Here is a 25,746-nt window from a genome sequence, read left to right on the forward strand (position 1 = left end):
GGGTCAGGGTTGGTTGAGCGCGCCCGCGGCACCATACCCGGCGGTCAGCTTCCCGTCATTCGCAATGATCTCCTCGAGGAGATGCTTGCCCAGCTGCGCGTCGTCCGGCAGCGGAATCGGGTAGTTGCCGTCGAAGCAGGCCGCGCACAGCCGACTGGCCGGCTGCTCGGACGCCTGCACCAGGCCGTCGAGCGAGACGTAGCCGAGTGAGTCGGCCCCGATCGACCGGCGCACGCCGTCCATGTCCAGGTCGCCCGCGACCAGTTCGGCGCGGGAGGCGAAGTCGATGCCGTAGAAGCACGGCCAGCGCACCGGCGGCGAGCCGATCCGCACGTGCACCTCCAGCGCACCGGCCTCGCGCAGCATCCGGACCAGTGCGCGCTGGGTGTTGCCGCGCACGATGGAGTCGTCCACGACGACCAGGCGCTTGCCCCGGATGACGTCCCGCAGCGGGTTCAGCTTCAGCCGGATGCCCAGCTGGCGGATGGTCTGGCTGGGCTGGATGAAGGTGCGGCCGACGTAGGCGTTCTTCACCAGGCCCTGCCCGTACGGGATGCCGGAGCCCTGCGCGAAGCCGATCGCCGCCGGTGTGCCGGACTCGGGCACCGGGATGACCAGGTCGGCCTCCACCGGGAACTCCTCGGCCAGCTGCCGCCCGATGGCCACCCGCGTGGCGTGCACCGAACGGCCGGCGATATGCGTGTCGGGCCGGGCCAGGTAGACGTACTCGAAGATGCAGCCCTTCGGCTCCGGCGCGGCGAACCGGGAAGAGCGGAGCCCGTTCTCGTCGATGGCCAGCAGCTCGCCCGGCTCCACCTCGCGCACGAACGAAGCGCCCACGATGTCCAGCGCGGCGGTCTCGCTGGCCACCACCCAGCCGCGCTCCAGCCGGCCGAGCACCAGCGGGCGCACGCCGTGCGGGTCCCGCGCGGCGTACAGCGTCTGCTCGTCACAGAAAGTGAGCGAGAACGCTCCGCGCACCCGGGGCAGCAGCCGGGTCGCGGCTTCCTCCAGGCCGATGTCGGCGGAGGTGGCGGCGAGCAGCTCGGTGATCAGATCGGAGTCGGTGGTCGCGGTGAACCCGGTGCCGTTGTGGCGCGCGGTGAGCTCGCGGACCTCGTCGTGCAGCTCGGCGGTGTTCACCAGGTTGCCGTTGTGGCCCAGGGCCAGGCCGCTGCCGGTGGCGGTGGTGCGGAAGGTCGGCTGGGCGTTTTCCCAGGTCGTGGCGCCCGTGGTGGAGTAGCGGGTGTGCCCGACGGCGAGATGGCCGCGCAGCGACGTGAGGGTCTGCTCGTCGAACACCTGGCTGACCAGGCCCAGGTCCTTGAAGACCACGACCTGGCGGCCGTCGGAAACCGCGATGCCGGCGGCCTCCTGGCCTCGGTGCTGAAGTGCGAACAGCCCGAAGTAGGTCAGCTTGGCAACCTCTTCGCCCGGCGCCCACACACCGAATACGCCGCACTCTTCCCTGGGCTTGTCGTCGGTCACGGAGGGTTCCAACGCACGCTCCCCGCACGATCGCCGAATCGGGTCGTCGCTCACGTAACAAGGAGTCTAACGGCGTAAAGCCGATCTGGGTGTCCTCCGTGCCCTGTCTCTCACCACCCCCACCCTGATTCAGTGCGTTCAGCAGCGTGGTTCGGTCGGTTCAGCAGGGTGGTTCAGTGCATTTAGCCGCCAGAAGTGACTGAACCGGGCGCCGGAAGTGACTGAACCGGGCGCCGGAACTCACTGAACCGGGCGGGGGAGGGGTTAGCCGGCTAGAGGGCGGCGGAGGAGTTCGTCTAGCTCGAAGGGGGTGATGGGCGGGCCGTACCAGTTGCCCTGGCCGATGTCGCAGCCCAGGTTGGTCAGCCAGCGCGCCTGCGCGGCCGTCTCCACCCACTCGGCGGTGACCTGCAGGCCCAGCGCGTGCGCCATGCCGATCAGGGCCTCGACGATCTTTCCGTCCCGCGACTCGGCGTGGTCCTCGCAGGTCAGCCCGCGGATGAACTCGCCGTCGATCTTCAATCCGTGCACCGGCAGCCGGCGCAGGTAGGACAGGCTGGAGTAGCCCGTGCCGAAGTCGTCGATGGTCAGGCGCACGCCCATGTCGCGCAGCGCGTGCAGGGTGTCGGTGGCGGAGGCCTCGTCCACCAGGACGGCCCGCTCGGTGATCTCCAGTTGCAGCCGGTCGGGGCGCAGCCCGGTCTCGGCCAGGACGTCGGAAACCTCGGCCAGCCAGCCCGGCTCGGCGAGCTGGCGGGGAGCCACGTTCACGCTCACGTACGGTGCCCCGCTGCCGAACTGGTCCGCCCACCGGCGGGCCTGTCGGCAGGCCTCGGTGAGCACCCAGCGGCCCAGCGGCACGATCGCCCCGTTCCGCTCGGCCAGGTCGATGAACTGTGCCGGCCCGAGCAGGCCGAGCTCGGGGTGGCGCCAGCGGACCAGCGCCTCGACGCCGGTCAGCGCGCCGTCCGCCAGCTCCACCAGCGGCTGGTAGAGCAGGTGGAACTCGTGCCGGTCCACCGCGCCGGAGACGCTCGCGGCCAGGGCGAACTGGCTGGTCTCGCCGGCGTCGCGGTGCGGGTCGAACACCACCCAGCGGCCCCCGCCGGCGGTCTTGGCCCAGGACCGGGCGGACTCGGCGGCGCGCTGCAGCTCGCCGGGCCAGGTTTCGCCGACGGAGTCCTCGGCGATGCCCATGCTGGCGGTGACCTCCAGCTGCCGGGTGCCGATGCGCAGCGGCGGGCGCAACCCGGCCAGCACGTCCTTGGCCAGCCCGCACAGGTAGTCCACGCCGGGCGGGTCGGTGACCAGGATGGCGAACTCGTCGCCGCCGATCCGGGCCACCAGGTGCTGCCCGGCCAGCGCCTGCAGCCGGCTGGCGACGGCGAGCAGCAGCTGGTCGGCCGCCTCGTGGCCGAGCGAGTCGTTGATCTTGCGGAAGCCGTCCAGGTCCAGGTGGCACACCCCGACCCGGCGCACGTCGGAGTGCTCGGAGAAGGCCCAGCGCAGCTGGGCGTCCAGCAGCGCGCGGTTGGGCAGCCGGGTGAGCTGGTCGTGGTAGGCCTGATGGCGCAGGCGGGTGCGAAGGTGATGCCGTTCGGTTATATCTTCTATAACGGCAATCACGTAGTCCGGCCGCCCCGTGACGTCCCGCACCAGGGTCGCCGTGACGTGGGTCCAGACCAGCGTGCCGTCCGTCCGGTAGAACCGGACCTCCGCCGGCAGCCGGGTGTGCTGGCCGAGGGTCAACCGGGTGAAGTCCTCGCGCACCGTGTCCACGTCGGCCGGGTGCACATGCTCGGTCAGCGGGCGGGGCCGGTGGTTCTCCCGCTGTCGCGGGATCCGGGGCCGCTCGGACTCTGGCGGGTTGAGCCCGAGCAGCCCCCGCAGCGTGGGGTTCACGTCCAGCACCGTGCCGTCCAGCCCGATCAGCGCGATGCCCACGCCCAGCTCGGTGAACACCGTGCGGAAGCGCTGTTCGTTGGCGCGCAGCGCACGCTGCACCTTGCGGTGCGTGCGGCGCGCCTCGCGGAGGCGTAATCGGTGCTCCGTGAGTGAGTGTTCGTGCAGCTCACGGGCGTAACCGGTGGCGAGTGCGCCGAGCAGCTGGTCGAGCAGGGCCGGCGGCGCGGACTCGCCGAGCAGGGTGTCGGCGTGCAACCGGACCAGCCGGGGGAGCGCGCCGAGGCCCTGCGGGCGGTGCCGCTGGGCGCGGGCCAGCGCGGAGCCCAGGCGCTGCGCCTGCTCCGGCCGCCACGAGTCGGCGCGGATCAGGCCGGTGAGCTCGGAGGCCAGCACGGCCAGCCGGCCCCGGTCCGGGCCCTCGGCGGGACCTTCGGCGTCGGTCGGTCCGCCCAGCACGCCCACCCACTCTTCGGTGAACCGCGCCGCGGCGAGCGCACTCGACACAAGGGACGACCGGCTCCCCCCGACCTCTGGCACTGGGCCCGCCCCTTTCGGCCGGTGTCCCCAACCGGTTGCTCACAATCCTCCGATGCGGTTCGGCGCATCCGCTACCGGTTCGGGGTGTGCATCACTCGATTGGGGTCCGAAGCGATTACTCTTTGTTGCAATCTTGAGAAGTCGGCGGCCACGGCAGCAGGGCACCGATTTCCCCGGACCGGTGGCCCGAGGCGTTCACCTTCCCGGTGGCCACGGCATCGGCCCACGCCAGGAGGCCGGTCACCATGAGTAACCAGTTTCGGGGGTCGGTCTCCACCACGTGCGGCGGCGTCCCCCGGGTGTGCGTCGCGCCGGGAAGGCACTGCACCGCCGCGAACGGGGGCACCCGCACCTCCACCGCCTTCCCCGGGTAGGCCTGGGCAAACGCCCGCAACGAGGTCCGCACCGCCGCCGCGAGCGTGGTCCGCCCCGGCTTGGTCTCCGGCGTGTCCGGCCCGTCCAGCCAGTCCCGGACCGGCCGCAACGCGTCACGCAGCGTGTCCGCATCGATCACCACCCGGCCACCCTACGACCCCTCCCCGACGCGTGCGGGCGGGGCGCGGGGCGCGGGAGCTTAGGGTGGGTTGGGTGAGTTGGCGGGCTTGGGGTGGGTTGGTTGCCGGGGCGATGGCCGGGGCGGCCGGGTATGCGCGGCGGCGGACAGCGCTGGCCGGGATAACCGAGGACTACGCGGCGTACTGGCGCCGGCGGGCGCGGCGTCCGGGCGAGCTCGTACTGGTCGCGCTCGGTGACTCGCTGGCCCAGGGGCTGACCGCGCGACGTCCGGAACGCGGGTTCGTCGGGTTGCTCGCCGACGAGTTGGCCGCCCGCGAGGGCCGTACCGTCGGCGTGCGGAACCTCTCGGTCACCGGTGCGACCGTGGCGGACGTGCTGGCCGGCCAGCTGCCCCTCACCACCGACTCCACCGACCTTGGCCAGGAGACACTGGTCGCCGTGTGCGTGGGCACCAACGACGTGGTGCACACCCCGCTGCGCGCGTTCCGCGAGCGGTTTGCCGAGCTGTGTGCGGGCCTGCCGGCCGGCGCACTGGTCGCCGACGTGCCGAACTTCCCGCGCGGCCCGCACCGCATCGCCGCGCGGCGTTACTCGAGCAGCTGTCGCGAGGTGCTGGCCGGGTTTCCCCGGTTGATCCCGGTACCGCTGGAGCGGGCCACCAGGGCCATGCGGTTCTGGGAGGTGGGCGCCGACCTGGTGCACCCGGGCGACCCCGGGCACCGCCGCTACGCCGCCGCGTACCTCGAGGCCCGGCACACCGCCGCCGGCTGACCGCCAAGCGCGGCCCGATCGCGAAGCGGCCCGGGTCCCGCCATGCGGGCCCGGGCCACTTCGGAGTTACTTCGGCTTCGCCGGATTACCGGGGGGCCTGACCGCCCGGGGCCACCTGCGCCTGCGGGAGCAGGATCGGCTGGCCCTCGCGCAGGCCGGACAGCACCTCGGTGTTGTCGTCGCCGACCACGCCGGGCTGGAACGGCACCTGCTGGGGCTGGCCGTCCGGACCGGGCACGTTGACCAGCGTGCGGCCACCCTGGCGGATCACCGCGCCGTTGGGCACCACCAGCACGTTGTCCTTGGAGCTGGTCCGCACGCCCGCCTCGGCGGTCTGACCGGCCTTCAACCGGGGGTCGGACTCGTTGAGCAGGACCGTGGCGTAGTAGTTCGTCACACCGGAGATGGCGATACCACCGGGGGCGATCGACAACACGGTGCCCTCGCGGGTCAGGTCCGGCACCGCGTCGAACGACACGTCGACCTTTTGGCCGGGCGACACCTTGGCCGCGTCCGACTCCTCGAACGGAACGACCACCTGGAAGGTGTTGAGGTCGTTCAGCACGATGAACGCGCCACCACCGGGACGGGTCGCCGACAGGCCACCACCGGCGTTACCGGCGGAGTCCGAGGTCGCCGCCGCACCCACGCCGGGGATCACCGCGCCGCTGCCCGGCGCCAGCGCCGACTGCGGCGCACCGTTGCCCACGTACTCGCCGACCACACCGGTCACGGCCGAGATCGTGCCGGCCACCGGGGCGAACAGCACCGTGTTCTCCACGTCGCGCTGGGCGTTGGCCACCTGCGCGCGGGCGGACTCGACCGCACCCTCGGCGGCGTCGATGTTGGCGTCCCGGTCGGTACCGGCCAGCTCATCGTCGTTGCGGGCCCGCACCAGCGCCAGCTGGGCGTTCTCCACCGACACCTTCTGCGTGGCCTTGTCCGAATCGCGCTTGGCGACCGCCGCGTCGTAGCTGGCCTTGCTGGAGTTGTAGGTGTTCTTGGCCGTGATGTAGTTGGCCCGGGCGGTGTCGCAGTTGGGCAGCTGGTCCATCAGGCTGCCCTGGCCACCGGTCAGACCGGACAACAGCCCGCTCTGCCCCGGCTGCCCGCTCTGCGGGTCACCGGCCGCATCCGACGCCGAATCGTCGTCCTCGGCCGAGCCGCCGGCCTTGGCCATCGGGCAGGCCTGCTTGTACACCGCGTACGCCGCCTGCAGGGCCGCCTTGTCCGCGTCCAGCTTCTTGCGGGCGTGGAAGACCGCCTTGTCGTTGCCGTCGTTGATCGCGTCGGCCTGCCGCTTCACCGCGTCGTAGATGTCCTTGGTCTGGTTCTCCACCCGACCCGCGGCATCCGCCTGGTTACCGTTCACGATCTTGTCCAGCTGGGCCTGCGCCTGGTCCAGGGAACCCTGGGCCTGCCGCAGCGCCTGCTTGGCCGGGAAGTCGTCGATCTTGGCCAGCAACTGGCCGGGCTGCACCTTGTCGCCGACCTTCACCGGCACCTCAACCAGCTTGCCGCCCTTGGTGAACCCCACGTTCTGCGAGGTCACCGCCGCCAACGCACCGGATGCCGAAACCTTGGTGGCGACACTGCCACGCTCAACCTGCGCCGTAGGTGGCGCGGGTGTCGAACCCCCACACGCAGCCGTCGTCGCTCCCACGAGCAACGCCAGCGACGCCGCGGCGGCCATACGCACCCCCGTGCGGCCGCGGATCGTCTGAGACATCGAGTCTTCCGCCTTTCACAGATCCTGGGTTCAACCGGTGGTTCGGGGTCACTGGTTGAGAACTACCTTCGGTTACTTATCGGTCACAGCTGTATCTCGGTTACTGATATCTCAGTGCCTCGATCGGGCGAAGCTTGGATGCGCGGTTGGCCGGGTAGCCACCGGCGATGAGGCCGATGGCCAGACTGACCAGGAAGGCAACGGCGATCGCCGTGTAGTCGATCTGGGGAGCGCCGAAGGTGGGCGCCACCTGGGGAATCAGAATCGCCCCGGCGACGGTGATGGACACCCCGATGAAGATGCCCACCAGGCCGCCGATGCCGGCCAGCACCGTCGATTCGATGAGGAACTGCTTCATGATCGCGCTGCGCCGGGCGCCGATGGCCTTGCGGATGCCGATCTCCCTGGTCCGCTCGGTCACCGACACCAGCATGATGTTGGCCACGCCGATACCGCCCACCACCAGCGAGATTCCGGCCACCGCGACCGTGAACAGCTGGAGGTAGAAGAGGAACTGGTTGGCCTGGTCCAGCAGGCTCTGCAACGCCTTGGCCTCGAAGTCGCGCTTGGACGGGTCGCGGATCAGGTGCTGTTCGGAGAGCACGTTGGTAACCTGCTCCAGCGCCGCCGGCACCTGCGCGGTGCTGCCCGCCCGCACGATGATCGACTGCACCGTGTCCGGGCCGCCCAGCAGGTAGGAACGGGCCGCGCCGATCGGCATGATGGCCGTGTCGTCGTCCTGCCCGTTGCTCTTGACGACCCCGATGACCTCGAAGTTCACCCGGCCGACCCGGACGTTCTTGCCGATCGCGCCGCTCGAGTCGCCGGCGAACAGCTCGGCCACCGGGTTCGGCCCGAGGATGACCAGGCGCTCCTTGCGCTGCGCCTCCTGCTTGGTGAACATCCGGCCGGCGACCAGCTCGCGGTTGGCCATCTCCATGTAGTCGTCGGTGCTGCCGGCGACGTTGGCCCGGAACTGGTGCTGGTTGTAGGCCATCAGCGCGGTGCCGCCGACCACCGGGAGAACCTGGGAGATGTCCGGCGCGTTGTTCTTGTTCTCCAGCGCCTTGACGTCGCTGTCCTTGAGGTCCTTGGCGGCACCGCCGCCGGGCACGCTGCCGGCGGTCTTGGTGATCACGATCTGCGTGCCCAGCTTGCCGAAGTTCTCGTTGAACCCGGCCTGCATACCGTTGCCGAGGCCCACCAGGATGATCACGGCCGAGACACCGATCACGATGCCCAGCGTGGTCAACGCACTACGCAGCCGGTTGATCCGCATGCTGCGGAATGCGATGGTGAAGGCCTCGCGCAGGTTCATCTATGAGACCCCGGTCCGGTGCTTCTGCACCTCGTCGCGCACGATCTCGCCATCCCGAAGCATGACGACCCGCTTGGCAAATGCGGCCACCTCGTCCTCGTGGGTGATCAGGATTACCGTGCGGCCGGAGTCGTTGAGCTCGACCAGCAACTTCATGATCTCCACGGTGGACGCGGTGTCCAGGTTTCCGGTCGGCTCGTCGGCCAGGATCATCACCGGGTCGGTGACGATCGCCCTGGCGATCGCGACACGTTGCTGCTGACCACCGGAGAGCTCGCTGGGCAGGTGCTTGACCCGGTCGCCCAGGCCGACCTTCTCCAGCGCGTCGGTGGCCCTCACCCGGCGGTTGCCGATGCCGGCGTAGACCATGGGCAGCTCGACGTTGCGAACCGCGCTGGTGCGGGGGATGAGGTTGAACGCCTGGAACACGAAACCGATCTTGCGGTTGCGGATCTCGGCCAGCTCGTTGTCCCGGAGCGTGCCGACGTCCACGCCGTCCAGCCGGTAGGTGCCCTCGGTGGGAATATCCAGGCACCCCAGCATGTTCATCATGGTGCTCTTGCCGGAGCCGGAGGGACCCATGATCGCAACCATGTCGCCAGCATCGATCTTGAGGCTGACGTTGTTGAGGGCTCGGAGTTCAACCTCGCCCATCTGGTAGATCTTGGTGACTTTCTCGAGCTCGATCATCATCCCCCCGGGGTGCGGGCCAGTGCCGCCTCCCAGCATCCAAGAAAAAAGGTCGGACTGGCAGCTCAATTCCGACCGTATTTCTCAACTCACGACTGAGTGGGACAACGACCTTCGTAGGTGTGAGTTATCCGCGCGAACGAATCTTCACCGGTAAGGGTACTCGCCGTAATCGCTCAGTGACCAAACAGCGCCGGCAGCGTGCCTTCCCAGGCTTTTCGCAGGTCAGTTAGGGCGAATTGACCCGATCCAGTGATCATCAAGCCGGCCTCGGACGGCCGGGTGGTGCCCAGCTCGGCGAATATCACACCGTGTCGCCGGCATAGCTCGGTGAGCCGGGCCACATTGGCCGGCTCGGCCGCCACCAGCGCCCGCCCGGCCGACTCGGCGAACAGCGTGACGAACGGCTCCAGCTTCTCGGGCAGGTTGATTTCCGCGCCCAGCTCGCCGATCAGGCAGGCCTCCACCAGCGCCTGGGCCAGGCCTCCGTCGGACAGGTCGTGCGCCCCGCCGAGCAGGCCTTCCGTCGCGGCTTCGGCCAGCAGGACGGCCAGCGCCCGCTCGGCGGCCAGGTCCACCCTCGGCGGGCGTCCGCCCAGGTGGTCGTGGACGACGTGCGCCCACTCGCTGCCGTCCAGCTCCTCCAGCGTCTCGCCGAGCAGCAGCACGGTGTGCCCCTCGGCGGTGAAGCCGTTGGGGATGCGCCGGTCCACGTCGTCCAGCACGCCCAGCACGCCGACCACCGGCGTGGGGTGGATGGCGGTGGCCCCGGTCTGGTTGTAGAAGCTGACGTTGCCGCCGGTCACCGGGATGCCCAGCTGCGCGCAGCCGTCCGCCAGGCCGCGTACCGCCTGCTCGAACTGCCACATCACCCCCGGGTCCTCGGGCGAGCCGAAGTTGAGGCAGTCGGTCACCGCGACCGGCGTCGCGCCGGACACCGCCACGTTCCGGTACGCCTCGGCCAGCGCCAGCTGCGCGCCGGTGTAGGGGTCCAGCGCGCAGAACCGCGCGTTGCAGTCGGTCGCCACCGCGATCGCGCGCGAGGTGCCCTCGATCCGGATCATCCCGGCGTCGGCCGGCTGCGCGGACAGCGTGTTGCCCCGCACGTAGCGGTCGTACTGGTCGGTCACCCAGGCCCGGCTGCACAGGTTCGGGCTGGCCACCATGGTCAGCACGGTGTCGCGCAGCTCTTGTTCGGTGGCCGGCCGGCGCAGCGCCTTGGTGCCGTTGGCCACCAGCGCGTCCTGGCTCTCCGGACGGGCGATCGGCCGCTGGTAGACCGGCCCCTGGTGGGCCACCGTGCGCGGCGGCACGTCCACCACCCGCTGGTCGTGCCAGTCGATCACCAGCCGGTCGCCGTCGGTGACCTCGCCGATCACCGTGGCCAGCACGTCCCACTTGGCGCAGACCGCCATGAACCGGTCCACGTTGGCCGGGGTGACCACCGCGCACATGCGCTCCTGCGACTCGCTGGAGAGCACCTCGGCGGCGGTCATGTGCCTGGCCCGGAGGGGGACCGCGTCCAGGTCGATGTGCATGCCGCCGTCGCCGGCGCTGGCCAGCTCGGAGGTGGCGCAGGAAAGCCCCGCCCCACCCAGGTCCTGGATGCCCACCACCAGGTCTTCCCGGAACAGTTCCAGACAACATTCGATCAGCACTTTCTCGGTGAACGGATCGCCCACCTGTACTGACGGAAGCTTCTTGCGTCCGGTTCCGGTCTCGTCCCCGTCAAATGTCTCCGACGCCAGCACCGAGACGCCGCCGATGCCGTCCAGCCCGGTCCGCGCGCCAAAAAGGATGATCTTGTTGCCGGTGCCGGAGGCGTGGGCGAGGTGCAGGTCCTCGGTTCGGAGAACGCCCACGCACAGGGCGTTGACCAGCGGGTTGCCCGCATATACCCGGTCGAAGACCACCTCGCCGCCGATGTTCGGCAGGCCCAGGCAGTTGCCGTAGAAGCTGATCCCGGAGACCACACCGGGGAGCACCCGCTTGGTGTCGTCCGCGTCGGCCGGGCCGAACCGCAGCGGGTCGGCGACGGCGATCGGCCGCGCGCCCATGGCCATGATGTCCCGCACGATGCCGCCGACGCCGGTGGCCGCGCCCTGGTGCGGCTCCACGTAGGACGGGTGGTTGTGGCTCTCCACCTTGAAGGTGACCGCCCAGCCTTCGCCGATGTCCACCACGCCGGCGTTCTCCCCGATACCGGCCAGCATCTTGGCCCGCATCTCCTCGGTGGTGGTCTCGCCGAAGTAGCGCAGGTGGACCTTGGAGGACTTGTAGGAGCAGTGCTCGCTCCACATCACGCTGTACATGGCCAGCTCGGCGTCGGTCGGCCGGCGCCCGAGAATGTCCCGGATCCGTTGGTACTCGTCGTCCCGCAGCCCCAGCTCGCGGTACGGCTGCGCCTGCTCGGGAGTCTGGGCGGCGAGCTGGACGGTATCGACGGAGTCGCTCACCCCCCAACCCTAACCGCCCCCGCGAGTCGGGGATTCGTGCACGGTGAGTCGGGACCTGAGGTACGGCGAGTCGGGACTTGGGGTACGCGTCAGCCCCCGGGCGCGGAACCCGGGGGCCGACAGAAGTCACTGAATCAGGGTGCTCAAGGCACTGAATCAGGGTGCTGGAAGCACTGAATCAGGTGGGGGTGTGGCCTACTGGAAGCGGAGGGCTTCGATGGGTTGGAGGCGGGCGGCCCGGTAGGCCGGGTAGCCGCCGGCGACCAGGCCGATCAGGAGGCTGACCATGAACGCGATCGCGATGGCCGGCCCGGACACCTCCGGCGCGCCGAAGTCCGGGGTCAGCGCCGGGATGATCTGCGCGAGGGCCAGCACCAGGCCCACGCCGAGCAGGATGCCCGCCAGGCCGCCCATTCCGGCCAACACCGTCGACTCGATCAGGAACTGCTTCATGATCGCGCTGCGCCGGGCGCCGATGGCCTTGCGGATGCCGATCTCCCTGGTCCGCTCGGTCACCGACACCAGCATGATGTTGGCCACGCCGATGCCGCCCACCACCAGCGAGATTCCGGCCACCGCGACGATGAACAGCGTCAGGAAGCCGAGGAACTGCTTGATCTCGTCCAGCTGGGACTGCAGCGCCTGCGTCTCGTAGTCGCGTTTGCCCGGGTCGGCGATGTTGTGCCGCTCGTCGAGGATCCGGTTGACCTGGTCCAGCGCCGCCGGCACCTTCTCCACGCTGGTGGCCTTGGCGATCATGCTGGTCAGCGTGTCCGTGCCGCCGAGCAGGTAGGCCCGGGCGGTGGTCAGCGGGGTCAGCGCGATGTTGTCGAAGTGCCCGTCCGACTTGAGGATGCCGATCACCTTGAAGTTGTTCCGGGTGATCCGGATCTCCGAGCCGAGCGCCTTGGCCGCGTCGCCGCCGTAGAGGTTCTCCACCACCTCGGGGCCGATCAGCACCACCCGGGCGCGGTCCTTGACGTCGGCCTCGGTGAACATCTCGCCCATGGTGACCTCACGGTTGTTCACCGAGAGGAAGTCGGTGGTCGAACCGAAGATCAGGCCCGAGAACTGCAGGCCGGGGCCGGAGTAGAGCAGGCCCTTGCCGGAAAGTCCCGGGGTGACGGAGGCGATGTCCGGCGCCTTGCTCTTGTCCAGCAGGGCGCGCATGTCGCCCTCTTTCAGGTCCTTGGGCTGGCCGCCGCCGGGGATCGAGCCCTGCACCTTGTCGACGGTGATCGCGGTGGCCAGGGCGCCGAAGCTCTTGTTGAAGCCGGTCTTCATCCCGTCGCCGAGACCGACCAGCACGATCACGGCGGTGACGCCGATCACGATGCCGACGGTGGTCAGCATCGATCGCAGGCGATTCGCGCGCAGTGCGCGCATCGCGATCGTGAGTGCTTCCTTGAAGTACATCCGCGCCCCATCCCTCAACTAGCTGAGCCCAGCATCAGGGGTTTCGTCGGCGAAGGCACGTCTATTTCGCGAAGGGGGGTGCGTCCTTCACCACATTGGCTGGAGTGGGCCGCAGTGATCGAGATAAAGGACGCTAGTTGGCTACCAGTGCACTCATCACCGAGGTGAAAAGGCCCAGGCCGTCGGCGGAGGGACCGGTCGCCCGGTCGATGGCGTGCTCGGGGTGCGGCATCAGGCCGACCACCCGCCGGTCGGCCGAGGTCACCCCGGCGATGTCGCGCATCGCGCCGTTCGGCGCGGGCTGCGCGTAGCGGAACACCACCCGTCCCTCGCCGTCCAGCGCGTCCAGCGTCTTCGGGTCGGCCACGTACCGGCCCTCGCCCGACTTGAGCGGGATGAGGATCTCCTGTCCGGCGGTGTATCCGCTGGTCCAGGCGGTGTCCGTCTGCTCGACGCGGAGCTCGACGTCACGGCAGATGAAGCGCAGCCGTTCGTTGCGGGTCATCGCGCCGGGCAGCAGGCCGGCCTCGCAGAGGATCTGGAAGCCGTTGCAGATGCCCAGCACCGGCAGGCCGCGCCGGGCCGAGTCGATCACCGGGCGCATCACCGGGGCGAACCGGGCGATCGCGCCGGCGCGCAGGTAGTCGCCGTAGGAGAAACCGCCGGGGACGATCACCGCTTCGACGTGCCGCAGGTCCTCGTCCGCGTGCCACAGGTCGACCGGCTCGGCACCGGCGTAGCGCACCGCGCGCGCGGCGTCCACGTCGTCCAGCGTGCCGGGGAAGGTGATCACCCCGATGCGTGCGGTCATTCGGACACCCGGGTGACGCGCCAGTCCTCGATCACCGGGTTGGCCAGCAGGGTGCCGGCGATCCGGTGCAGGGTTTCGTCGTCGACCGAGTCGTCTATGTCGAGCTCGAAGTGCTTGCCCTGCCGCACCTCGCGCACCCCGGCGAAGCCCATCCGGGGCAGCGCCCCGGCGACGGCCTGCCCCTGGGGGTCGAGGATCTCCGGCTTGGGCATCACGTCCACCACCACACGGGCCATGCTTTACACCTTAAAGCCGGACGGTCTCGCCCGGCTTGGGCAGGTGCAACCGGTCGGCCAGGCCGCGCGCCTCGAACGCCTCGCGCAGCGCGTCGGCGCCCTCGGTGAAGTGCGCCCAGCCCTCGAAGTGCAGCGGCACCACCCGGCCCGCGCGCAGGATCTCGGCGGCCTCGGCGGCGCCCGCGCCGTTCAGCGTGAGGTACTCGCCGTCCGGGATGAGCGGGGTATGCGCGCCGCCGGCGAACAGCACCGCGACGTCCACGTCGCCCACCCGCCCGGCGATCTCCTCGACCACCCGGAGCGACGCGTTGTCCCCGCTCACGTACACCGTGGGCAGGCCGTCGCCGGCCAGCACGAACCCGGTAACCGGGCCGACCAGGTGCTCGGTGCCGTCCGGCCCGTGCTGCGCGGGCACGGCGGTGAGCCGCAGCTTGCCCAGCGTGGTGGACTCCCACGGCCGCAGGCCGCGCACCGGCTCGCCGAGGCGCTCGGCGGCGGCCGGCGTGGAGTATGCGCGTGGCGCCTTGCCGAGGTACTCCCGGCCGGCGCGGTCCAGGTTGTCGACGTGCTGGTCGTGGGAGAGCAGCACCGCGTCCACCCGGCCCAGCTCGGCCGGGTCGACCACCCGGTCGGTGAGCTTGACCAGCTTGCGGTTGCCCACCGGGTACTCGCCCGGCGGGTCGAAGGTCGGATCGGTGAGCAGGCGCAACCCGGCCAGCTCCAGCACGGCGGTCGGGCCGCCCAGGTAGGTGATGCTCATCTCCCGGCGAACCGCTCCGCCGTGCGCGGTATTCCGGCGGTTCTCAGGCGGCCAGCGGGGTGGGCAGCGGCAGCCGGTAGGTGGCCGGGGTGGCGCCGGCGTCCAGTGCGGCGTCGATCGCGTCCAGCAGCACCTGGCGGGTGCTGGCGCGGTGCAGCTCCGTCGCGTCCACGTCGATGCGCACCAGGCCGCCGCGCCGCGCGGTGCGGCTGGCCAGCAGCAACAGGCCGCGGTGCCGCCAGGCCTCGGTGGACTCGGGGGCCGGGCCGTCCACGGCGCGCACCCCGGCGGTCAGCCCACCGGGGGTGAGCACCCGGCCGCGCAGCAGCGACTCCGAACCGTTCAGCCGGCGTATCCCGACGCTGTCCGCGCACACCCGGAAGCCCCGCCGGCGCAGCGCGGTCAGCGTCCCGGAGGAGGCCAGCCAGCGCGGCGGCGCGAACACCTCGGAGGAAAGGCCCAGGTCGTCCAATGTGCGGGTGGCGGCGATCAGGCGCAGGGTGGCCTCGTGGCTGGGCAGCGCGGCGAACTCGGCGCGGCGGTACGGCCAGCTCCGGCCGGCCGGCACCACGGCGTGGTCGAAACCGTGCATGACCAGCGCGTCGCCCACCGGCAGGCGGGACCGCAGCCACCGGATCAGCGGGGCGTCGGCGCGATGCCGGCCTTCGCGGGGGCGCGGCGGAAGGAGCCAGGACACGGGCGCCAGCCGGGCGTCCAGCTCGCCGGTGAACTCGATGCTCGCCGGCAGGGTCGGTTCGGAAACTCCGGATATCGACACGATCAGCGTGGCAGGCACGCTTCCATGAGGCCTTATCAGCGTGTCTCAGGGTTGACCCCATCGTGTCGTGTCTATGACGACGTTGTGAAACTCCGGCCGGTGAGCCGCTGGTAGAGCTCTATGTACCGATTCCGGGCCAGTTCGACCACGTCCTCGGGGATCTCCGGCGCGGGGGGCGTGCGGTCCCAGCCGGTGCCGGAGGCCCAGTCCCGGACGATCTGCTTGTCGAAGGAACGCTGCGGGTGGCCGGGCTGCCACTCGTCGGCCGGCCAGTACCGGGAGGAGTCCGAGGTCAGCGCCTCGTCGCCCAGGGTGAACCGGCCTTGCGCGTCCCAGCCGAACTCGAACTTGGTGTCCGCGACGATCACGCCCCGGCCGGCGGCCAGCTCGGCGCCCCGCCGGTAGACCTCCAGGGTGGTGTCCCGCAGCCGGGCGGCGGTTTCCGCGCCGACCATGTCCTCCACGTCGGCGTAGGTGATGAACTCGTCGTGCTCGCCGATCGGCGCCTTGGTGGTCGGCGTGAAGATCGGCTCGGGCAGCTTCGACCCCTCCACCAGGCCTTTCGGCAGTGCTACGCCGGACACGGTGCCCTGTTTCTGGTACTCCCGCAGGCCCAGGCCGGCCAGGTAGCCCCGCGCGATGCACTCCACCTGGATGATCTCCAGGCGCTTGCAGCGGACGGCGCGGCCGGCGAACTCCGCCGGCACGTCGGTGCTGGAGATGACGTGGTTCGGCACCACGTCGGCCAGCTGCTCGAACCACCACAGCGCGAGCTGGTTGAGCAGCTTCCCCTTGTCCGGGATCGGGTTCGGCAGGATCACGTCGTACACCGAGATCCGGTCCGAGGCGACGAGGACGATGTCCTCGCCATCGGCGTACACGTCACGCACCTTGCCCGAGTGCAGAAGCTTCACTCGCTACAAGCTAGTGGAACAGGGTGCGCTGCCACTGCTGGTGGTCGGCGGCCGCGCGCAGGTCGTCGTGCAGCCGGACCAGGTCCCGGTCCTCCACCTCGCTGCTGCCCCAGAGGTGGCCGTAGAGCCGGCTGTGCAGGTGGGCCTGGCGGGCGTGGTTGCGCTCCAGCGCCCAGTAGACCAGGGCAAACGTCACGATTACGATCACGATGGAAGTCATGGCAGTAACTCTGCTGTAAACAACTTCCTGCCAACAGTGGCATGACTGACCCTGTACAACAATATCCTGCCAAAGTACGCTCGGTGGCATGTTGCGCACCGTGGCCGCCGTGCTGGTGGAGGACGTGGCGCCGTTCGAGCTCGGTGTGATCTGCGAGGTGTTCGGGATCGACCGGACCGAGGACGGCGTGCCACCCTTCGACTACCGCATCTGCGCCGAGCACCCGGGCCGTCCGCTGAGCACCACCATGGGCATGCGGCTGCTCCCCGACCACGGGCTGGACGCGGTCCGGGGCGCCGACCTGGTCGCCGTGCCGGCCTGCCGGATCCGCGACGAGTACCCGGAAGCGGTCTTGTCGGCGTTGCGTTCCGCCGCCGACTCGGGGGCGACGCTGCTCTCGGTGTGCAGCGGGGCGTTCGTGCTGGGTGCGGCCGGGGTGCTGGACGGCCGCCCCTGTACCACGCACTGGTACCACGCGGCCGCGTTCACCGCCCGCTTTCCGGCGGCCAAGATGGACCCGGACGTGCTGTTCGTGGACGACGGCAACGTGATCACCAGCGCCGGCACCGCCGCCGGCATCGACGCCTGCCTGCACCTGGTCCGCCGCGAGCTGGGCTCGGCGCCGGCCACCGCGATCGCCCGCCGGATGGTGGTGCCGCCGCAGCGCGACGGCGGCCAGCGCCAGTTCATCGAGCTGCCCGTGCCGGAGTGCGCCGGGGACAGCCTGGAGCCGGTGCTGCGCCACATGCTGGAGAACCTGGGTTCGGAACACACCGTGGCCTCGCTGGCCCGGCGCGCGGCCATGTCCGAGCGCACCTTCGCCCGCCGGTTCGGCGCGGAAACCGGCACCACGCCGAACCGCTGGTTGTCCACCCAGCGCGTACTGCGCGCCCGTGAACTGCTGGAACGCACCACGATGAGCGTCGACGAGGTGGCCGACGAGGCCGGTTTCGGCACCCCCGCGCTGCTGCGTCACCACTTCCAGCGCCTGGTCGGCGTCACCCCGAGCGACTACCGCCGCACCTTCCGCTGCCCGGAGGAGGCGGGCTAGAGAATCGGCGCGGGGGTGTAGGTGGCGGCTTCGGGGTGGGCCTTGGTGAGGTCGGCGACCTGGGTCAGGACGGCGTCTACCTGGGAGGTTGCCGCGCCGGTGAAGGTGAGTGGGTCGCCCAGCCCTAGCGAACCCGGCGGCAGGCCGAGGCGTTCGTCGCGTTCCAGGCGAGCCAGCAGGTCGTTCTCCGCCTGGCCGCGCTCGCGCATGGCCAGCGCCACCGCGACCGCGTGCTCCTTGATCACCTCGTGCGCGGTCTCCCGCCCGACGCCGGCCCGCACCGCCGCCATCAGCACGCTGGTGGTGGCCAGGAACGGCAGGTAGCGGTCCAGCTCGCGAGCCACCACCGCCGGGTAGGCGCCGAACTCGTCCAGCACGGTCAGGAAGGTCTCGATCAGCCCGTCCAGCGCGAAGAACGCGTCCGGCAGGGCCACCCGGCGCACCACCGAGCAGGACACGTCGCCCTCGTTCCACTGGTTGCCGGCCAGCTCGCCGACCATCGACGCGTAGCCGCGCAGCACGACGGCCAGCCCGTTCACCCGCTCGCAGGACCGGGTGTTCATCTTGTGCGGCATCGCGCTGGAGCCCACCTGACCCGGCTGGAAGCCCTCGGTGACCAGTTCCTGCCCGGCCATCAACCGGATCGTGGTGGCCAGACTGGACGGCCCGGCGGCCAGCTGCACCAGCGTGGTCAGCACGTCGTAGTCCAGCGAGCGCGGATACACCTGCCCGACGCTGGTGAGCACTTTTGCGAAGCCGAGGTGGGCGGCGACCCGCTGCTCCAGCTCGGCCAGCCTGTCGGACGAGCCGCCGAGCAGGTCCAGCATGTCCTGACCGGTGCCCACCGGGCCCTTGATGCCGCGCAGCGGGTAGCGGTCCAACAGCTCGGTCAGCCGCTGGTGGGCCACCAGCAGCTCGTCGGCCGCACTGGCGAACCGCTTGCCCAGCGTGGTGGCCTGAGCGGCCACGTTGTGGCTGCGCCCGGCGATCACCAGCTCCCGGTACTCGCCGGCCCGCCGGGCCAGCCGGGCGAGCATCGCGACGGTGCGGTCGGCCAACAGTGCCAGCGCATCCCGGACCTGCGCCTGCTCCACGTTCTCGGTGAGGTCGCGGCTGGTCAGGCCCTTGTGCACGTGCTGGTGGCCGGCGAGCGCGTTGAACTCCTCGATGCGCGCCTTCACGTCGTGCCGGGTGACCCGCTCGCGCGCCGCGATGGACGCCAGGTCGATCTTGTCGATCACCCGCTCGTAGTCGGTGATCGCCTCCGCCGGCACCGCGACGCCCAGCTCGCGCTGTGCACGCAGCACGGCCAGCCATAGCCGTCGCTCCAGCAGGATCTTGTGCTCGGGGGAGAACAGCCGCGCCATCTCGGCGCTCGCGTAGCGGTTGGCCAGTACGTTCGGGATCACGTCGGGCCAGCTTACAGTTCGTCCGCCATGTCGCTGACGATCTGGCGGAGCAGGTCCTTGAACGGCACCCGGCCGGGCTTGACGGACAGGCTGTTCAGGGTCAGCCAGCCGCCGTCGTCGGTGGGCGTGCCGGTGGTGACCACTCCGCCGCCCGGCGGGACCTGCACGTTGATCTGGTTGGTGGGCCGGGGCGACAGGATTACCTGCAACGAGCCCTGGATGCCGTTGTCGTTGACGTCCACCTCGAAGCCGCGCCCGTTCGGCGGGCACTGCGCGGAGGCCGGCAGCGGGCGGGGGTGCAGCCCGCGCACCTCCGGCAACGCCTCACCGAGCATTCGGAACAGCTCGTCGTCCACGCGCGCGCAGTTGTCCAGGCGCTTCTGTGGCGCGGCGCCGAACGGTGCCGGCTGGGGGATGGCGTCGGAGCGGGCCTCCGGCGCGTCCATGTAGGGGACGATCGAGCGGGCGTTCGGCGCGGGCTCCGCGCCGGCCAGCGTCGAGTCGGAGGAAGGCGTCGAGCCGAGCAGGCTGGCGCCGCCCAGCCCGACCGCGCCCAACCCGGCGGCGGCCAGCACCGCGGCGGCCAGCGCGGTGCCGCCGATCACCCGCTGCCGCTTCCGGATCCGGGCGCGCTCGGAACCGGCCAGCACGTCGGCGTGGTCGAAGGTGGGCGGCGGGGCGCCCTGCGCGGCGGAGTCGGCGGCGTCCCGGAACAGCTCGGCGAGCGCGCGATCATCCATCTTGGCCACCTCCTCCCTTCACCTGGGCTGCCACGTGCACTATCACGCGGTCCGTAGATCATCCAGTGCGGAACCCAGCACCGACCGCAGGGCGGTCAGGCCGTGGGCCGCCTGGCTCTTCACCGTGCCCTGGCGGCAACCCAGGGCCGCGGCGGTCGCCGCGACGTCCAGGCCCTCCAGGTAACGCAACACCAGTACCGCCCGCTGCCTGGGGGGCAGCTTGCGCAGTCCGTCGACCAGGGCCTCCCGGGTGGCGACCCCGTCCGCCGTGCCGTCCTCGCGTGCCGGTGGCTCCGGCAGCTCGGACACCATCCGCTCGCGGCGCCACGGCCGGCGCGACTCGTCGATCGAGGCCCGCACCAGCGTTCGCCGCACGTAGGCATCCAGCGCGGCCGGCTCGCGGATGCTGTCCCACTTGCGGTGCAGCGCCACGAAGGCGGTCTGCGCGAGATCGTCGGCGCGGTGCCAGTCGCCGCAGAGCAAGAAGGCACTCCGGCGCACGGCATCACGCCGCGACCGGAAGTACTCCTCGAACGCCTGCTCGGCGGCTGGGTCCACCCCGAACCTTCCTACGCAAAGACTGGACGTAACTGGCCGGCCGTGTGGTTGCACGGCGGCTGTTTCAATATGTCAGCGTGCGACAAATGAGTAGAACCGGGGTATCTCGAACGATTGACCTGCGCTCCGACACGGTGACCCGTCCGGACGCCAAGATGCGCGGCGCAATGGCCGACGCCGACGTGGGTGACGACGTGCTCGACGGCGACCCCACCCTGCTCGAGCTGGGTGAACGCGTCGCCGAGTTGCTCGGCGTGCCGGCCGCGCTGTGGGTGCCGAGCGGTTCCATGGGCAACCTGATCGCGCTGCTCGCCCACCTCGACCGGGGTGACGCCTTCCTCGCGCCGGCCGGCGCGCACGTGCTGGACGCGGAGCTGGGCACCCCGGCCTGGCTGGCCGGCGGCATGCCGCGTGAGCTGGCGCACGACGCCGGCCCGGGCAAGGTCAGCCCGGCGGCCGTGCTCGCGGCGGCGGGCACCCCCGGGCCGTACTACACGCTGCGCCACACCCTGTTGTGCCTGGAGAACACCCACATGGCGGCGGGCGGCGTGGTCCTGACCGTCGCGGAGGTCGCGGATCTGGTCGCCGCCGCCCGCTCGCGCGGGCTGCGGGTGCACCTGGACGGCGCCCGTCTGTGGCACGCCTCGGTGGCGCTGGGCGTGCCGCCGGCGGAGCTCACCCGGGGCGTGGACACGGTGCAGGTGTGCCTGAGCAAGGCCCTGGGCGCTCCGGTCGGCTCGGTGGTGGCCGGCTCGGCGGAGTTCGTGGAGGAGGCGCGGCGGCTGCGCAAGATGCTTGGCGGCGGCGTCCGGCAGGGCGGCGTGCTCGCGGCGGCCGGCCTGGTGGCGCTGGACAACATCCCGAGGCTGGCCGACGACCACGCCCGCGCCGCCCGGTTGGCGGCCGGCCTGGCCGACCGCGGTTGGCGGGTCAACAAGCCGGACACGAACATCGTCCTGGTCGACCCGCCTTCGCCGGCCGCGCTGCCCGAGGTCCTGGCCAACTGGGCGCAAGCCGGCATAGCGGCCGGCCCGATGGGCGGCCGGATCCGGCTGGTGACCCACGGCGACCTGACCGACGCCGACATCGACGCCGTGCTCGACCGCATCCAGAGTCCCTAGGCGACGAGCCCTCAGGCCAGGAACGACTCCAGGCGGCGCAACGCCTCGCGGATGTCCTCGGTGGCACCGGCGAAGGAGAGCCGGATGAACTCGTTGCCCCGCACCGGGTCGAAGTCGATGCCGGGCGCGACGGCCACCCCGGTGGCGTTGAGCAGCGTCCGGCAGAAGGCCATCGAGTCATGGGTCAGGTGGCTGACGTCGGCATAGGTGTAGAACGCGCCGTCCGCCGGGGCCAGCCTGTCGATGCCCAGCCGGGGCAGCCCGTCCAGCAACAGCGAGCGGTTCACCGCGTACCGCGCCACGTGCGACTGCGCCTCGGCCAGGCTGGCCGGGTCGAACGCGGCCAGCGCGGCGTACTGCGACAGCGCGGGCGGGCAGACGGTGAAGTTGCCGGTCAGCCGGTCCGCCGCGGCGCGCAGCTCGGGCGGCAGCAGCAGCCAACCGAGCCGCCAACCGGTCATGGACAGGTACTTGGAGAACGAGTTGACCACGATCGACTCGCGCGAGGTCTGCCAGGCGCAGCTGGTCGCGGGCGTATCCGGGTAGCCGATGCCGTGGTAGATCTCGTCGCTGACCAGCCGCACGCCTTCCGACTCGCACCAGCGCGCGATCGCGGCGAGCTCTCCTGGGGCGAGCACCGTGCCGGTCGGGTTGGCCGGGCTGGCCACGATCACCCCGCGCAGCGGCTCGGCGCGGTGCTGCTCGGCCAGCATCGCGACGGTCGGCTGGAACCGGGTCTCCGGCCCGCAGTCCAGCTCCACCACCCGGCAGCCCAGCGCGGACAGGATGTTGCGGTAGCAGGGGTAACCGGGCCGCGCCATCGCCACCCGGTCGCCGACGTCGAACGCGGCCAGGAAGGCCAGCAGGAAACCGCCCGAGGACCCGGTGGTGACCACGACGTCCTCGAGGTCCACCGGCACCCCGTAGGCCCGGGAGTAGTGGCCGGCGATGGCCTCGCGCAGCTCGGGCAGCCCGGTGGTGACCGTGTAGCCGAGCACCTCCGACTCGATCGCCTTGACCGCCGCCGCGCGCACCGGTGCCGGCGCCCCGGTGGACGGTTGGCCGGCGGACAGGCTGACCAGGTCGCCGTGTGTGCGCTGTCGCTGGGCGGCCGCCGCCCAGACGTTCATCACGTGGAAGGGCGGCACCGCCGCGCGCTGGGCGACGGTGAGACGGTTGTCGTTCATCAATAGCCACGGTAGTCGCCCCCGGACTCCAAACCGCGCACGCCGGGCACAGCGGAGACCGATCCGTACCGGGCCACCGCGTACCGCACGCCGGCGATGATGTTGTCCACCGGATCCAGGATCTTGTCGTGGCCGGGCAGGTGGAAGCGCTCGAAGGTCGGCTCGATCGTCTGCATCAGTCCCATGGACGGCGTGCCCCGCGCGGCGTTGGCGTCCCAGTTGTTCACCGCCGACGGGTTGCCGCTGGACTCGTGCTTGATGATCGTGGCGATCGCGTCCGGGTCCATCTGCTCCGGGCGGTAGCCGTGTTGCAGCAGGATCTCCCGCGCCTGCGCTATCCACTCCCGCACGTTGCCTCCCCGATGCTGCTCCGGTGACTTCCTCGGCTCGGGTACCCGGGGAGCCGGTTCGGAACGCTCCGCCGGCGAATGACGACGCCGGGGCAGGTGGTGTACGGGTGGCGTGCCCGGCGCCGGATCGGGTGCTGGCCGCCGGGCGGGCGGTTGTTCCCGCGGCCGGGCGGGCGGCCGTTCGACGGGCGGGCGTTTGTTCGGCTCGCCAGGTGGCCGTTTTCCGGGCTGGCCGGGTTGCCGCCGGGCGGGCGGGATGGGTGGCCGCGCGGCGGGCGGCCCCGGTGGTCGTGGCGCCGGACGGGGTCGCGGATGTCCGCGCGGCACCGAGACCGCGTCGATCGCCCGGCACCCGGACTCCACCGCCGCGAGATCGGCCACGATCCGCTCCGCCAGCGCCGGCCCGCCCCGGCGCGCCGACTCGCCGGCCACCCGCAGCGCCTCGGCCATCCGCAGGCAGGCCCGCTCGAAGCCGAGCGCCCACTCCTCGTAGCGCAGCGCGGCCGGCCCCCGCCAGCCGACCTCCAGCCAACCGAGGAACGCCGTCGGCGTGCGACCGGCGGAGTTGAGCAACCAGGACGCCTCGACCCAGTGGCGTTCGTTCATCCCGCGCACCGCCGGATCCGCTCGGCCACGTCGGTATCGGTCGTGCCCAGCTCGGTGGCGCACGCGTCGAGCGCCCTGGCCGCGGCGGTCAGCCGGGTGGCCGCCGAGGACAGCGCACGGCAGCACGCCAGCTCGACGAGCGCGGCGACCGCGGCGGCGGGCGGATCCCCCGGCGGCGGGGTCGGCGGCCGCGCCGCGCGGGCGTCCAGCCACGTGGTGACCTCGGTGGCCCGGCGGTTCAGCTCGGCCCCGACCTGCCTCATGTCCTGCAGCACGTAGCGCATCACGCCAGTACGGACGGCTCCCGCCGGCCGGCGGTTCCATCCGATCGCGAACTGGGCGCGGGCCGGGACCGGGGAGTAGGTAACCTTGCGGGGTGCCGGGCCTCTAGCTCAACCGGCAGAGCAGCGGACTTTTAATCCGCGGGTTCGGGGTTCGATCCCCCGGGGGCCCACTGTTTTACCTGGTCAGAAGGCCGGGCGGCGATACGGGTTGATCAAGCCCCACGTTTACCCCGCGTTTTGCCCGTCCGGCTTCATCGCGCGATCCAGCGCCTCAGCGCCTGCCCTGCTCGGATTCCGCCGGCCCATGTAGACGTCCTGGGTCATGGACGGCCGGGAGTGGCCGAGGACATCCGCGATCTGCCGAGCGGTGAGCCCGGCATCGTCGAGCAGGGTGGCCACGGTCTTCCGGAGCGTGCGGAAGGTCACCCACTCGTAGCCGGCCCGACGCAGGAACGGCCGCCACGCGCGGTTCCGTACGTTGGACGCTTCGCGCGGTGTCCCGACCGAACTCGGGAAGATCAGCCCGTTCGGGTCGACCGCCGAGCCTCGCCGTTCCACGAGCATGGCCACGCACCAGTCCGCCAACGGGATGGGCCGTGTCGAGTTCTCCGTCTTCCCCGAGTTGACGATCTTGCCCCTGCCGCGCGCACGGATGACGTTCCCGGCCATCTGGATCACCTTGGCGTCCTGGTCGAAGTTGGACCAGCCGGCGTTTAGTGCCTCGCCGGTCCGCTCTCCGGTGGCGAGGAAGAACCGCGCCAGGTCGGGCAGATCGTCGGCCATGGCCCGTTCGTCGAGGTCCAGCTTCCCCATCAGGTCCAGCACCTCGGCGGCGGTGAGCGAGCGCGACGCGGACGGCTTGTTCCGCGCTTTCCGGCTCTCCAGCCGTCCGACCTCGCGGACCGGGTTCGTCTCCAGTGCCCCGTGCCGCACGGCGAGCTGGCAGATCCCCGAGAGGATCGCCCGGACGGTCTTCGCTGAGCTTGCGCTGGACCGATCGCGCACCCGCCGGCACAGCGCGTCACAGATCGGCGTGGACACCTCGCGCACCCGCAGCTCACCCATCGCCGGCAGGATGATCGTTTCCAACCGGTGACGGTAGGTGTCGACTGTGCCCCAGGAACGATGTTGCTGGTCCGCGTCGCTCTCCAGCTCCCGCAGCCAGTGCGCCGCCGCTTCCCGAAAACGCGAGTCCCCGGTGATGCCCGTGTCCTTGACCGGTGCCACCCAATCGCGGATCGCTTCCTTGAGCCGCTGTTCCGCCTTGGTCTGGGTCGGTGCGTAGCGTTCGACCGGGTAGACCTTCCCGTCGAAGTCTCGGTAGCGGCAGCGCGCCCGGTAGTTCTTCGGCCCGACCTCGTACACCTTGATCTTCCCGTGCGTGCCGAGGGGGAGTGGTGGGCGCGCCATCACGCACTCTCCTGCGACCGGAACCACGCCTGCACGTCCTCCGGGTCGTAACGCAGGTGCTTGCCCACTCGACGCCCGCGCGGCCCGACGTTCTTTCGCCGCCACTGGTAGAGCGTCTGCACCGGGATACCCAGGTACATGGCGACGTCATCCACCGTCCACAGCGGCGCCACACCAGTCGCTAACCCCGCGCTCATTGATGCCCCTCCCGCCTGGTCTTCTCGCCGGGTAGGTGGCGTGCGCGTTCGCCGATAGCGTGCGCGAGTTCGTACTCAGCGTGGTTGCGGTGGCCGATGCTCACGACGTTCCAGTCGTTGACCACGATCACCTGGTCCGGGTCCAGGTCAGCGCCCAGCTCGGTGAGGGTGTGCCCGATTTGGAACCGGTGCTGCTCGGCGCGGATGGCGCGGAAGGTGGTGCTGTAGCGCTGGGATTTGGTGAGGAAGTGGCCTCGGAAGCCGAGCATGTGCGCCCACTTGCGCAGG

26 protein-coding genes and 1 tRNA gene are annotated in these 25,746 nt (G+C 70.9%); 4 read left to right on the plus strand and 23 right to left on the minus strand.

Features of this window, described 5'->3' with window-relative positions:
- Positions 1-3: 3 nt before the first annotated feature.
- From purF to ABEB12_RS33175, 3 genes are all read right to left on the minus strand, one after another.
- Positions 4-1,500: an amidophosphoribosyltransferase gene (purF, locus tag ABEB12_RS33165; protein ID WP_185063599.1), complete on the minus strand. Its 1,497-nt coding sequence runs from the start codon at positions 1,498-1,500 to the stop codon at positions 4-6.
- Between the two features lie 252 nt (positions 1,501-1,752).
- Positions 1,753-3,897, minus strand: a complete 2,145-nt coding sequence (locus ABEB12_RS33170) for an EAL domain-containing protein (protein ID WP_185063600.1) — start codon at positions 3,895-3,897, stop codon at positions 1,753-1,755.
- A 148-nt stretch (positions 3,898-4,045) separates the two neighbouring features.
- On the minus strand, positions 4,046-4,447 hold the full coding sequence (locus tag ABEB12_RS33175) for a sterol carrier family protein (RefSeq protein ID WP_185063601.1): 402 nt from the start codon (positions 4,445-4,447) through the stop codon (positions 4,046-4,048).
- 71 nt (positions 4,448-4,518) lie between these two features.
- Here ABEB12_RS33175 and ABEB12_RS33180 point away from each other — a divergent pair, with 71 nt between their 5' ends.
- The gene (locus ABEB12_RS33180; protein WP_185063602.1) at positions 4,519-5,217 is read left to right on the plus strand and encodes a GDSL-type esterase/lipase family protein; all 699 of its coding nucleotides are present in this window, start codon (positions 4,519-4,521) and stop codon (positions 5,215-5,217) included.
- An 85-nt stretch (positions 5,218-5,302) separates the two neighbouring features.
- On the opposite strand, the gene ABEB12_RS33185 is transcribed toward ABEB12_RS33180, so the two are convergent.
- The 11 genes from ABEB12_RS33185 to ABEB12_RS33235 form a co-directional block, all read right to left on the minus strand.
- The gene (locus tag ABEB12_RS33185) at positions 5,303-6,769 is read right to left on the minus strand and encodes an HlyD family efflux transporter periplasmic adaptor subunit (RefSeq protein WP_185063603.1); all 1,467 of its coding nucleotides are present in this window, start codon (positions 6,767-6,769) and stop codon (positions 5,303-5,305) included.
- A gap of 277 nt (positions 6,770-7,046) precedes the next feature.
- Positions 7,047-8,264 carry an ABC transporter permease gene (locus ABEB12_RS33190; RefSeq protein ID WP_185063604.1) on the minus strand — a complete coding sequence of 406 codons (1,218 nt, stop codon included), beginning with the start codon at positions 8,262-8,264 and terminating at the stop codon, positions 7,047-7,049.
- On the minus strand, positions 8,265-8,954 hold the full coding sequence (locus ABEB12_RS33195) for an ABC transporter ATP-binding protein (protein ID WP_185064613.1): 690 nt from the start codon (positions 8,952-8,954) through the stop codon (positions 8,265-8,267). It lies immediately after the preceding gene.
- Between the two features lie 176 nt (positions 8,955-9,130).
- Complete coding sequence (gene purL, locus ABEB12_RS33200; protein ID WP_185063605.1) at positions 9,131-11,410, minus strand: phosphoribosylformylglycinamidine synthase subunit PurL; 2,280 nt, start codon at positions 11,408-11,410, stop codon at positions 9,131-9,133.
- 195 nt (positions 11,411-11,605) lie between these two features.
- A complete protein-coding gene (locus ABEB12_RS33205; protein ID WP_345703349.1) occupies positions 11,606-12,763 on the minus strand; it encodes an ABC transporter permease in 1,158 nt (385 codons plus the stop codon).
- Between the two features lie 196 nt (positions 12,764-12,959).
- The gene (gene purQ, locus ABEB12_RS33210; RefSeq protein WP_185063607.1) at positions 12,960-13,637 is read right to left on the minus strand and encodes a phosphoribosylformylglycinamidine synthase subunit PurQ; all 678 of its coding nucleotides are present in this window, start codon (positions 13,635-13,637) and stop codon (positions 12,960-12,962) included.
- A complete protein-coding gene (gene purS / locus ABEB12_RS33215; RefSeq protein ID WP_185063608.1) occupies positions 13,634-13,873 on the minus strand; it encodes a phosphoribosylformylglycinamidine synthase subunit PurS in 240 nt (79 codons plus the stop codon). Before purS ends, purQ begins: the two co-directional genes overlap by 4 nt.
- Before the next feature lie 10 nt (positions 13,874-13,883).
- Positions 13,884-14,633, minus strand: a complete 750-nt coding sequence (locus ABEB12_RS33220) for an MBL fold metallo-hydrolase (protein WP_185063609.1) — start codon at positions 14,631-14,633, stop codon at positions 13,884-13,886.
- A 43-nt stretch (positions 14,634-14,676) separates the two neighbouring features.
- Positions 14,677-15,429 (minus strand): DUF2334 domain-containing protein, encoded by a 753-nt coding sequence (locus tag ABEB12_RS33225; RefSeq protein WP_185063610.1) that lies wholly within the window; start codon positions 15,427-15,429, stop codon positions 14,677-14,679.
- 53 nt (positions 15,430-15,482) lie between these two features.
- Positions 15,483-16,325 (minus strand): phosphoribosylaminoimidazolesuccinocarboxamide synthase, encoded by an 843-nt coding sequence (locus ABEB12_RS33230; RefSeq protein WP_185063611.1) that lies wholly within the window; start codon positions 16,323-16,325, stop codon positions 15,483-15,485.
- Between the two features lie 10 nt (positions 16,326-16,335).
- Positions 16,336-16,545: a hypothetical protein gene (locus ABEB12_RS33235; protein ID WP_185063612.1), complete on the minus strand. Its 210-nt coding sequence runs from the start codon at positions 16,543-16,545 to the stop codon at positions 16,336-16,338.
- An 88-nt stretch (positions 16,546-16,633) separates the two neighbouring features.
- On the opposite strand from ABEB12_RS33235, the gene ABEB12_RS33240 reads away from it, so the two are divergent.
- Positions 16,634-17,596, plus strand: a complete 963-nt coding sequence (locus ABEB12_RS33240) for a helix-turn-helix domain-containing protein (RefSeq protein ID WP_185063613.1) — start codon at positions 16,634-16,636, stop codon at positions 17,594-17,596.
- Here the strand turns inward: ABEB12_RS33240 and purB are convergent.
- The 3 genes from purB to ABEB12_RS33255 are packed head-to-tail and all read right to left on the minus strand — an operon-like array spanning position 17,593 to position 20,357.
- Positions 17,593-19,005, minus strand: coding sequence for an adenylosuccinate lyase (gene purB / locus ABEB12_RS33245; RefSeq protein WP_185063614.1), 1,413 nt, complete (start codon positions 19,003-19,005; stop codon positions 17,593-17,595). The two genes, ABEB12_RS33240 and purB, sit on opposite strands and share 4 nt — an antisense overlap.
- Before the next feature lie 11 nt (positions 19,006-19,016).
- On the minus strand, positions 19,017-19,745 hold the full coding sequence (locus ABEB12_RS33250; RefSeq protein WP_185063615.1) for a hypothetical protein: 729 nt from the start codon (positions 19,743-19,745) through the stop codon (positions 19,017-19,019).
- A gap of 42 nt (positions 19,746-19,787) precedes the next feature.
- Positions 19,788-20,357 (minus strand): SigE family RNA polymerase sigma factor, encoded by a 570-nt coding sequence (locus tag ABEB12_RS33255; RefSeq protein ID WP_185063616.1) that lies wholly within the window; start codon positions 20,355-20,357, stop codon positions 19,788-19,790.
- A gap of 32 nt (positions 20,358-20,389) precedes the next feature.
- On the opposite strand from ABEB12_RS33255, the gene ABEB12_RS33260 reads away from it, so the two are divergent.
- A complete protein-coding gene (locus ABEB12_RS33260) occupies positions 20,390-21,424 on the plus strand; it encodes a GntG family PLP-dependent aldolase (RefSeq protein ID WP_185063617.1) in 1,035 nt (344 codons plus the stop codon).
- A gap of 11 nt (positions 21,425-21,435) precedes the next feature.
- Here ABEB12_RS33260 and ABEB12_RS33265 read toward each other — a convergent pair whose 3' ends face one another.
- From ABEB12_RS33265 to ABEB12_RS33275, 3 genes are read right to left on the minus strand one after another with little or no spacing between them, the layout of a single operon-like run.
- Positions 21,436-22,611 carry an aminotransferase class I/II-fold pyridoxal phosphate-dependent enzyme gene (locus tag ABEB12_RS33265; RefSeq protein WP_185063618.1) on the minus strand — a complete coding sequence of 392 codons (1,176 nt, stop codon included), beginning with the start codon at positions 22,609-22,611 and terminating at the stop codon, positions 21,436-21,438.
- Positions 22,611-23,567 (minus strand): transglycosylase SLT domain-containing protein, encoded by a 957-nt coding sequence (locus tag ABEB12_RS33270; protein WP_345703350.1) that lies wholly within the window; start codon positions 23,565-23,567, stop codon positions 22,611-22,613. Before ABEB12_RS33270 ends, ABEB12_RS33265 begins: the two co-directional genes overlap by 1 nt.
- A complete protein-coding gene (locus tag ABEB12_RS33275) occupies positions 23,564-23,851 on the minus strand; it encodes a hypothetical protein (protein ID WP_185063619.1) in 288 nt (95 codons plus the stop codon). The genes ABEB12_RS33270 and ABEB12_RS33275 overlap by 4 nt, the downstream gene beginning before the upstream one ends.
- Before the next feature lie 97 nt (positions 23,852-23,948).
- Here ABEB12_RS33275 and ABEB12_RS33280 point away from each other — a divergent pair.
- A tRNA-Lys gene (locus tag ABEB12_RS33280) sits at positions 23,949-24,021 on the plus strand.
- A gap of 55 nt (positions 24,022-24,076) precedes the next feature.
- Here the strand turns inward: ABEB12_RS33280 and ABEB12_RS33285 are convergent.
- The 3 genes from ABEB12_RS33285 to ABEB12_RS33295 form a co-directional block, all read right to left on the minus strand.
- Positions 24,077-25,261, minus strand: a complete 1,185-nt coding sequence (locus tag ABEB12_RS33285) for a tyrosine-type recombinase/integrase (protein WP_185063620.1) — start codon at positions 25,259-25,261, stop codon at positions 24,077-24,079.
- A complete protein-coding gene (locus ABEB12_RS33290) occupies positions 25,261-25,458 on the minus strand; it encodes a helix-turn-helix domain-containing protein (RefSeq protein WP_185063621.1) in 198 nt (65 codons plus the stop codon). Before ABEB12_RS33290 ends, ABEB12_RS33285 begins: the two co-directional genes overlap by 1 nt.
- Positions 25,455-25,746, minus strand: a 292-nt coding sequence (locus tag ABEB12_RS33295) for a replication initiator (protein WP_345703351.1), incomplete at its 5' end; no start/stop codon positions are given. The genes ABEB12_RS33295 and ABEB12_RS33290, both read right to left, overlap by 4 nt.

It is taken from the genome of Actinospineispora eucalypti (genome assembly GCF_039543365.1).
Classification (GTDB): domain Bacteria; phylum Actinomycetota; class Actinomycetes; order Mycobacteriales; family Pseudonocardiaceae; genus Pseudonocardia; species Pseudonocardia eucalypti.

What these genes read in the sequence shown, in the direction of transcription:
- ABEB12_RS33190 (WP_185063604.1), bottom strand. Translation starts at nt 8,264, where the DNA reads ATGAACCTGCGCGAGGCCTTCACCATCGCATTCCGCAGCATGCGGATC.
- ABEB12_RS33195 (WP_185064613.1), bottom strand. Translation starts at nt 8,954, where the DNA reads ATGATCGAGCTCGAGAAAGTCACCAAGATCTACCAGATGGGCGAGGTT.
- ABEB12_RS33205 (WP_345703349.1), bottom strand. Translation starts at nt 12,763, where the DNA reads ATGCTGACCACCGTCGGCATCGTGATCGGCGTCACCGCCGTGATCGTG.
- purQ (WP_185063607.1), bottom strand. Translation starts at nt 13,637, where the DNA reads ATGACCGCACGCATCGGGGTGATCACCTTCCCCGGCACGCTGGACGAC.
- purS (WP_185063608.1), bottom strand. Translation starts at nt 13,873, where the DNA reads ATGGCCCGTGTGGTGGTGGACGTGATGCCCAAGCCGGAGATCCTCGAC.
- ABEB12_RS33220 (WP_185063609.1), bottom strand. Translation starts at nt 14,633, where the DNA reads ATGAGCATCACCTACCTGGGCGGCCCGACCGCCGTGCTGGAGCTGGCC.
- ABEB12_RS33235 (WP_185063612.1), bottom strand. Translation starts at nt 16,545, where the DNA reads ATGACTTCCATCGTGATCGTAATCGTGACGTTTGCCCTGGTCTACTGG.
- ABEB12_RS33240 (WP_185063613.1), top strand. Translation starts at nt 16,634, where the DNA reads ATGTTGCGCACCGTGGCCGCCGTGCTGGTGGAGGACGTGGCGCCGTTC.
- ABEB12_RS33250 (WP_185063615.1), bottom strand. Translation starts at nt 19,745, where the DNA reads ATGGATGATCGCGCGCTCGCCGAGCTGTTCCGGGACGCCGCCGACTCC.
- ABEB12_RS33260 (WP_185063617.1), top strand. Translation starts at nt 20,390, where the DNA reads ATGAGTAGAACCGGGGTATCTCGAACGATTGACCTGCGCTCCGACACG.
- ABEB12_RS33265 (WP_185063618.1), bottom strand. Translation starts at nt 22,611, where the DNA reads ATGAACGACAACCGTCTCACCGTCGCCCAGCGCGCGGCGGTGCCGCCC.
- ABEB12_RS33270 (WP_345703350.1), bottom strand. Translation starts at nt 23,567, where the DNA reads ATGAACGAACGCCACTGGGTCGAGGCGTCCTGGTTGCTCAACTCCGCC.
- ABEB12_RS33275 (WP_185063619.1), bottom strand. Translation starts at nt 23,851, where the DNA reads ATGCGCTACGTGCTGCAGGACATGAGGCAGGTCGGGGCCGAGCTGAAC.
- ABEB12_RS33285 (WP_185063620.1), bottom strand. Translation starts at nt 25,261, where the DNA reads ATGGCGCGCCCACCACTCCCCCTCGGCACGCACGGGAAGATCAAGGTG.
- ABEB12_RS33290 (WP_185063621.1), bottom strand. Translation starts at nt 25,458, where the DNA reads ATGAGCGCGGGGTTAGCGACTGGTGTGGCGCCGCTGTGGACGGTGGAT.